Annotated in this window: 5 protein-coding genes; 4 read left to right on the forward strand and 1 reads right to left on the reverse strand. The window is 64.8% G+C overall.

What is annotated here, in order from left to right:
* The first annotated feature begins 117 nt into the window (after nt 1-117).
* The 4 genes from ACO48X_RS05790 to ACO48X_RS05805 all read left to right on the forward strand — a co-directional run bounded on the left by ACO48X_RS05790 (nt 118) and on the right by ACO48X_RS05805 (nt 7,347).
* Nucleotides 118-903 (forward strand): SDR family NAD(P)-dependent oxidoreductase, encoded by a 786-nt coding sequence (locus ACO48X_RS05790; protein WP_485001167.1) that lies wholly within the window; start codon nt 118-120, stop codon nt 901-903.
* Nucleotides 904-1,369: 466 nt separating this feature from the next.
* Nucleotides 1,370-4,246, forward strand: coding sequence for a CshA/CshB family fibrillar adhesin-related protein (locus tag ACO48X_RS05795; protein ID WP_485001186.1), 2,877 nt, complete (start codon nt 1,370-1,372; stop codon nt 4,244-4,246).
* 97 nt (nt 4,247-4,343) lie between these two features.
* Nucleotides 4,344-5,948, forward strand: coding sequence for a SpaH/EbpB family LPXTG-anchored major pilin (locus tag ACO48X_RS05800; RefSeq protein ID WP_485001168.1), 1,605 nt, complete (start codon nt 4,344-4,346; stop codon nt 5,946-5,948).
* A gap of 487 nt (nt 5,949-6,435) precedes the next feature.
* Nucleotides 6,436-7,347, forward strand: coding sequence for a class C sortase (locus tag ACO48X_RS05805; protein ID WP_485001169.1), 912 nt, complete (start codon nt 6,436-6,438; stop codon nt 7,345-7,347).
* 50 nt (nt 7,348-7,397) lie between these two features.
* Here ACO48X_RS05805 and ACO48X_RS05810 read toward each other — a convergent pair.
* The coding region (locus tag ACO48X_RS05810; protein WP_485001170.1) for a DbpA RNA binding domain-containing protein at nt 7,398-8,241 on the reverse strand (844 nt) is incomplete at its 5' end.

Below are 8,241 nucleotides of genomic sequence, written 5' to 3' on the forward strand. Positions count from 1 at the left end.
GTCCCTCGACTTCGCTCTGCGTTTCCGAAGCGACCACACCCTGACCGCCGAAGAGACCGCTGGCCTGCGCAAGCGCATCGTCAAGGCGGCGCGCAAGAGCGGGGCGGAGCTGAGAGCGTGAAGCCGAGCGAACGGATCCTCGTCACCGGCGCCTCCCGGGGCATCGGCCGCGCCCTCGCCGAAGGGCTGGCCGCCCCCGGCCGCAAGCTCGTGCTCGTGGCCCGAAAGGTTCCGAGCCTCGCGGCGTCCGCGGGCGAATGCGAGGCTCGCGGCGCGCGGGTGTGCACGGTGGGGGCCGACCTCTCCAAGGTGCGCGACGTCGAAGCTATGCTCGACGTCGTCCTTGCCGACGGCCCGGTCGACATGGTCGTCAATTGCGCGGGCGTCTCCGGCGGCGAGGCCCTTCCGTGGGAAGCCGACCCCCAGGAGTGGTGGCGCACGCAGCAGGTCAACGTGCGCGCGCCCTTTCTCATTCAGCGCAGGGCCGTCCCCGCAATGATCGCGGCCGGCGGCGGGCGCATCCTCGACATTTCCTCCGGCGCGGCGGTCAAGGACAGCGCGCGGGCGTCGGGATACTACGTCTCGAAAACGGCGCTCATGCGGCTGGGCGGCTGCCTGGCGGAGGCCGGCCGCGAACGGGGGATCGCCGTCTTGGAACTCGCCCCCGGAGTCGTCCGCACGGACATGACGGCGGCCATGGCGATGCACGCCGGGCGCACGGAATGGACCGACGTCGCCCTCTCCGTCGAAATAGCCGCGGCTTTCGCCGACGGCCTTCTTGACGGGCTTTCCGGCTGCCAGGTGCGGGCGGGAAGCGACGATCTCGCCGATCTCGTCGAGCTCTCCAAACGCGGCGCGGGCCCGGAGGAAAGGCGGCTGCGCCGCACCGAATTTTCCGGTTGACGGTCTCTTCCGGCCGGCGTTTCCAAGCCTGCGAACCGCTCGTCGGCCTCGCGTCGCGGCAGGCGAGCGGCTTCGGTGCGGCAGTGCCTGAACACGGCGCTCGCCGCAGGTTTGCGACGACGTCAGGCTGATCGCAAATCATCCCGCGGTAGGTTAAGGCCTCCGCCGAAAGTATCGCATTTTTTGGACCTAAGGTATGAGAAATCGGCGACAAAAACGAAATTTCTCAGAATAGACTGTTGCGCGTCAGGCCTCATTGCGAGCGTTTGCATTCCTCACCATATGCATTCGTTTGGCGCGGGGCGAAGCAATTCGAGGCAGGTTGTGGTTGCGCAGCGTGCCTTGACGCCGAAATATGACATTTTGCCGTCAATACTGGGAAAGATGTGCAATGAAGAAAGTCCGCCTGTCTTCACGACGAAAAAACGCCTTGTCACACCGTAAAAAGCTGCATGTGCTCGCCGCAATGGGATGCGGCTTTTCATTGATTTTCAACTCTGTCTTCTCGCAAGGCGGCGTCGGGGAAGCTAAGGCGGACATCGTCGAACAGTCGCCGATCCTTCCGGCAGTCTTCGCCACCGGCGGATCTGGACGATACGTCGATTCGATCCAGTGGCTCCAATGGGCGGATTACTCGAAGTTTCAGAACAACCCGACCCCCAACGTCCCCGTGCTCAACTACGGGCAGACGAAGAACTTCGTCAACAAACGCGACCTGGGCGACGCCGGCGAGCTCATCACCACCTGCCAGCTGTCCAACTACAAGCACCTAGGGCATCCGAGCGACGTCTCCGACCAGCAGGCCAGAGGCCCCCTCGTCGCGACGATCCCCGGCGCGTGGGCCGGCGACGCCCTCGACAACCTCTACAACATCGGCGGCCCGGGCCAATGGAAAGACGGCAGCGCCGAGTGGCACGAAGGGCTGACATATCCCGCCGACTACGTCAACAAAAACCAGATGGCCATCGGCTTGGCCAACGGATACGCCTACAACGGCAGCAATACGTGGGACGGCAAAAAGTGGGGGACCCCCGGCTCGAGCACCGAGCCCACCGGCTACGCGGCCCGCGTGAGTGTCGACTACTCCTGCAAGGTCGAGCTGCACACCCCGGAAGGCGCGGTCAAACAGGTGCCGGTCCAGGGGCTTGTCTTCGCCGACGCCGAGGCCTCGTCCAAACGGTACGGGATCAAGAGCTGGGCCACGAGCGAGTGGGCAGACGAATGGGTCCAAGCCAGCACCGACCAAAACGTCCGCTGGCGCGTGCTTGACACGCTCCGTTCGAAGACGTGCGTTTCGAAGAACACCGGCAAACTGGTGACGACCAACGCCGAGATGTCAAACGGCGGCAAGACGCTGCGGCTCATGCCCTCCGACGAGGAATGCGTCTACCAAAAGGGCGCAGGAGGCGCCGCCGGCAAATACACCCAGCCCAACGGCCTGGGCGGCCCCGATGCGGTCATGTTCATGGAAGGCGTGACCAGGGCTACGATCACCCTGCAGGGCTCCGGCTACTCCGCCGTCGCACTCGGACTCATCGTCGCCACGGACTTCGGCGACGCGCCGAAATCATACGGCTACGCCGGATCGACCTTCCAGCCGACGTGGAAGGGCGGCGAGGTTCCCAAGGCCGGCAGCACCGATCTTTTCGCTTTGAACCCGCAGGCGAATATGTCGATGGACCAGGGCGCCCCGCGCCTCGGCGACCAGATCGACGCCGAGGGCTACCAGAAGTTCAGCGACGACGCCCGGGGCGACGACAAAAACGGCCTGTTCGACGACGAAGACGGAATCGACACGACCAAGTGGGACGGCGGAATTCGAACGTTCCCCGGGGACACCCATACGGAAACGGTCAAATGCGCCGGCGTCGGCAAAGCCGCGGGATGGATCGACTGGAACAACAACGGCACGTTCGATTCACAGGAAAAGAGCGGCGAAGTCCCCTGTACGGGGGGCGTGGCGAGACTGACCTGGACAGTGCCGAACGACGTCACAAGCTCCGTGCGAAGCGTCGACGGCGAGCAGGGCTCGCTTCCCGACAGCTACATGCGCGTGCGCATTACGAACGACAACGGCGGCAACAACCAGAAGCCCACTGGCATAACCACCACGGGCGAAGTCGAGGACTACAAGGTCTCGATCCGCGTTCCCACGCTCCAGCTGACGAAGAAGGTCGACGGAACCTACGCGAGCAGCGAGGTTCCTGCGCTCGGAGCCGATCAATGGACGCTCGAGGGAAGGGCCTCCGACCTCGTGATTTCCGGCAAGGGCAAAACCGGAAACGCCAAGGGAAATCCGCAAAGCATGCGGCAGGGGCAGGTCGCCCTCTCTGAGGCTTCGACCAACCCTGCGTCCGCCGGGTATGAGAGCGGCCAATGGACGTGCTCGGAGACTCCGGGCACGAAGGGCGAGACGTATTCGTCGCGGGTAGGCCCGACGACCCGCGGAGAAGCCACGCTCACGCTTAACCGGCAGGACCGGGTGAGCTGCGAAATCACGAACAAATCCAAGCCCGGATCGCTCGTGTGGGGCAAAGTGAGCTCCGTCGACAAGGCGCCCCTCGGCGGCTCCCAGTGGACCGTTTCGGGGCCGAGCTTCCCAGGCGGCGCGGCCGTCGCCGACTGCGTAAGCGACGGCGCGTGTACGGGGCTCGACAAGGACCCCGCAAAGGGCAAGTTCAAGCTCGTCGATCTCAAATGGGGAACCTACACCCTGAGGGAGGCCAAGGCGCCCGAAGGCTACGTGCCGACGGACAAGACCTTTGCCTTCAACAAGATCACGCCGACCAACCTGACGGCGAAGCTTCAGGATTCCGGAACCGTAGCCGATCAGATCGTCGACAACGCCATCGTGAACGAACCCTATAAGGGGACGGTCTCGTGGAAGAAGGCCGACGAAGCCGGCAAGGCGCTTGCCGGTTCGGAGTGGAAGCTGACGGGCCCGGGAATTCCCGCCGACACGGTTGTCGAAGACTGTGTGAAGGCCACGGCCGCGCAGTGCACGGGCGGAAAATACAAGGACGTCGATCCTCTTCCCGGATCGTTCAAAGTTGAGAACATCGGCCTGGGGTCCTTCAAGCTGACCGAATCTGCCGCCCCCGCCGGATACAAGCTGAGCACGGCAGCCCACGCCTTTGCGATTTCCCCGGCCGCCCTCAACCACGTTTTTGCCGCCGCCTTCGTCAATGAGAAGGCTGACGTCCCTTCGCTGCCGCTGACCGGAGGTGCAAGCGCGGACTCCTTCCTTCTGTGGGGCGGAGGGCTCTTGGCGCTAGCGGCCGTCGGCGCCCTCGTCCGGCGGAGAATCCGACGCGGGAGAGGAGAAACGCCGCCTCGCCGATAGATCTGCAGATGTATCTAGAACCTGCACACCCAGTTTTTTCAACAGACCCGAGTCCGACCGATACGCGTCGGTCTCATCAGAAAAGGAAAACAACCAGATGAGCACACACACTCAATCCGCCAGGCGGCGTGCGAGTGCCGTGGTCGGAGCGCTGGCTTTGGGCATCGCCGGCCTCGCAGGCGCAAGCTCGGCCTTCGCCGACCAAGGCAACATCGATCCCAACGCCACCGGATCGATTGTCATTCACAAACACGAGGCCGGCTCGCAGAAGGCCGACGGCACCGCCGACGGCCAGACCGACACTCAGGGAGGCGCCGGCGTCGCGGGAGTCACCTTCACGGCCTTCCCGATTTCCAACCTCGACCTGAAGACCCAGGCGGACTGGAACAACCTCAAGAATTGGAACATTCCCGCCGACGCCTGCGGCACGGACTTCAACACGCCGAAGCTCACGCTGCCCAGCGGCGCGGCTGCTGCGTTCGACGCCGGCAAGGTCAGCAGTCCCACGAACGGCCAGGGCCTGACGACGATCGGCAATCTGCCGGTCAAGGCTTACCTCGTATGTGAGACCAACGCCCCGAGCACCGTCAAGAAGAAGGCCGCGCCCTTCCTCGTGACGATTCCGTTCCCGAACAACGCGGCCAACACCGCGCACGCCGACGGAAACTGGCTCTACAACGTCAACGTCTACCCGAAGAACACCGTTGTGGTCGCACCCACAAAGGGCGTCGAGGTTTCCAAGAACGGCATCAAGACGGCCGATCAGGTCACCTTCCCGGTGACGGCGAAGATCCCGAGCATCGCCGCGACCGACAGCTTCAAGCACTTCGTGGTCTCCGACCCCCTCGATTCCAACCTCGAGGAAGGCAAGGTCGCTTCGGTCAAGATCAAGGGACAGGCCGTCGACCCGTCCTACTACGTCGCCACCGGCGGGCAGAATCCGAGCGTCGGCTTCACCAAGGCAGGCCTGGCCTACCTGCGGACGGTTCCGAACGAGACGATCGAGGTCGTCTTCACCGCCAAGGTCAAGACCGTTCCCGCGGGCGGAGTCATCGAGAACGTCGCCAACCTGTACATCGACGTGATTCCGGGGCCGACCCCGCCGGACAATCCGCCGACGACGCCGCCTCCGAGCGAACCTCCCACGCCCACGAACAAGGTCGTCACCTCGTGGGGAGACATCACGATCAACAAGACCGACGCCGACAACGAAAAGACGCTCGCCGGCGCGAAGTTCAAGGTCTACAACGCGACTGACCCCTACGCGGCCTCCTGCGAGAGCGCCGTCAAGAGCGGCGACCCGATTTCCATCGGCGGGGAGGACACCTTCGTCTCCGCGGCCAACGGCGTCGTTTCCATCGAGGGCCTGTTCGTCGACAAGAAGCAGGGCGCCCCGGACGCCCAGGCCGTCACTCCGGATCACAGCCAGCGCTGCTACGTGATCGAAGAGATCGAGGCGCCCGCCGGCTACACGCTTCCCTCCGGAGGCAAGGAGTTCACCGGAATCACAGTCAAGGCCGGAAAGACGACGTCGGCCGCGGTGACCGTGAAGAACTCCAAGCAGGATGTGCCGGGCCTGCCCCTGACCGGTGCCGCAGGCAAGCTCATCATGATGCTGGCCGGCGCCACCCTCGTGGCGATCGCAGTCGGCTCCGTGTTTGTGGCCCGTTCGCGCCGCAAGCGTCAGACGGCAGCCCTGTGACCCTGCGGGACGCCGCGTCCGGCCCATGAGTTTGCGGGCGACGGCGTCCTTGCTCGGGGGCGTGCGCCGTTCCGCGGAACGGCGCACGCAACCCGCGGAAGTGCAGGAAGCGGCGCGCGGATCCGCGCGCCTAGCGTCTGACGCAAATGCGGACGGCGCCCGCAGGGGCCGGTGTGGATTTCCATGGCAATGCGGGCGGCCTTTCGCCGAAACGAACACGGTGTGGCGGGGGAGTGAAGGCTTCCCCGCCACAATTGCGCTTTCGCACAGACTCTTTCGCGCTGCGCTCTCTTCGGGAAACGGGCTTGCGCCGAGGGTTCCTTGCGAAATGCGATCGCGCAAAACTGCTTATAAGCAGCGACCTCGAACATAAATTTGCGCCAATTCTCTATACAACTGGTCTTTGCACGAAACGCTTTCGTGCGGAGCGTTCCTGCGCAGTGAGCAACATACGTGCGGCAAGCTGGGCGCGGCCAAGGAAGAAGACATGACATTCAAGCGAACACGCCGCCATCGTGGGCGAAAAGGCAAGTGGAAGCTCGCGCCGTCCGCGCTGGTTCCCGCGCTCATCGGAGTGCTCGGCCTCGGCATTTTCCTCTATCCGCAGGCGGCCAGCTGGGTCTCTCAACTCAATCAGTCGAAGATCGTCGACAATTACGAGAGGCAGGTCAACCTGGCCCACCCTTCGGCCGCCGAGCAGATCAAACAGGCCCATGCGTACAATGCAGCCCTGAGTGCAGGGGCCGTGTACAAAGCCGACACGAACATTCCCACCGGGGCGGGCAAAAGCTCGAACGGCAAACTCGATTACAACGCCATTCTTCGCACGGACGAATCGGGCCTGATGGCGCGGCTGCGGATCCCCGCGATCGACGTCGACCTCCCCGTTTACCACGGGACGTCGGACGCCACCCTTCTCCAGGGGGCGGGGCACCTCGAAGGAACCTCTCTGCCGGTCGGAGGCCCCGGAACCCGATCGGTGATCACCGCGCATCGGGGGCTCGCCAACGCCACCATGTTCACAAACCTCGACCGGGTCAAGATCGGCGACACCTTCACCATCGAGGTGTTCGGCAAGGTGCTTGCCTACAAAGTGAGGGAGACGAAGGTGGTCGAGCCGACCGAGACGGAATCTTTGCGTTCGGTTCCCGGCAAAGACCTCGTCACCCTCGTGACGTGCACGCCCCTGGGCATCAACACCCATCGCATTCTCGTCACGGCCGAGCGGATCGAGCCGACCCCCGCCAAGGATCTGGCCAACGCGCATGCGACCTCGGACCTGCCTCGTTTCCCGTGGTGGGCCGTTTGGTTCTCCGCCGGCCTGCTTGTCGCGGCCGTGTACGTGTGGCGGTCGGGGCGCACGGATAAAACGCGCCCGGCGCAGGCGCCTGAGGCCTAGCCGGCGAAAGCGCAGGCCGGCCTCGCCTGTGCCCAAAGCATAGGCCGGCCTTACCTGTGCCCGCGGCCAGCGCGGCCGCGACGGTCGTGCTTGAAGCCGCGCTCGTCGCGGGTGGTGCGGTCGTATCGCGACCCTCGATCGCCGCGGCTGCGGCCGCGGTCTGAATAGTCGGAGTCCCGGCGCGGGCGGCCCCGTCCGGCGTCGTCGCGGAAGCCTCCCGGGCCGCGGTCCTCGCTGATCTTCAGAGCCCTGCCCGAAACTCGAGCCTGGGAAATGCGTTTGCGCGCCTCGGGGGAGAGCGGAACTCCGATCTCTACGAGGGAAAAAGTCGGGAAAATATCGATGTGGCCCAGATCGGAGCCGCTGAGCCCGCCTTCGTGCGTGAGCGCGCCGACGATGGCGCCGGGCTTGACCCGGTCTTTGTGGCCGACCTCCACCCTGTAACGAACGGAGTTCTTCATCTGGCGGCGCGGCTGGCGTTCTTTGCGGGGCCGTCCCTCGCGCTCCGAGCCGAAATCCTCGGTAAGACGCTCGGGCTCTTCGCCCGCCACAGGGCCGGGGTCGCGCACGGCGAGGGCCAGGAGCGCCATCGTCAGGGTTTCGAGGCTCACCGGACCGGCCTGGTCTTTCGAATCGAGCTGTGAGCCGGGATCTGAGAGCGGATGCGAATCGTGCTGCGAGTAAGAACCGGCGCCGTGCTCGTGCGAGTCAAGATCAGCGCCGGGACCGGATTGGGCGGCCGCCTTGGCCTGCTCGGCGACGAAGTCCTCGAGGATTTCCTCGTAGACCCACAGGCGCCCTTTCGCGACGCGGGCCATCGCCTGCTCCACCGTTCTGCGCGCGCGCAGCTTCGAAACCTCTGCGGGCGTGGGCAGCTCGATTTGCCCCATCCGC

It is taken from the genome of Peptidiphaga sp., from assembly GCF_057238965.1.

What these genes read in the sequence shown, in the direction of transcription:
- ACO48X_RS05795 (WP_485001186.1), top strand. Translation starts at nt 1,370, where the DNA reads ATGGGATGCGGCTTTTCATTGATTTTCAACTCTGTCTTCTCGCAAGGC.
- ACO48X_RS05805 (WP_485001169.1), top strand. Translation starts at nt 6,436, where the DNA reads ATGACATTCAAGCGAACACGCCGCCATCGTGGGCGAAAAGGCAAGTGG.
- ACO48X_RS05800 (WP_485001168.1), top strand. Translation starts at nt 4,344, where the DNA reads ATGAGCACACACACTCAATCCGCCAGGCGGCGTGCGAGTGCCGTGGTC.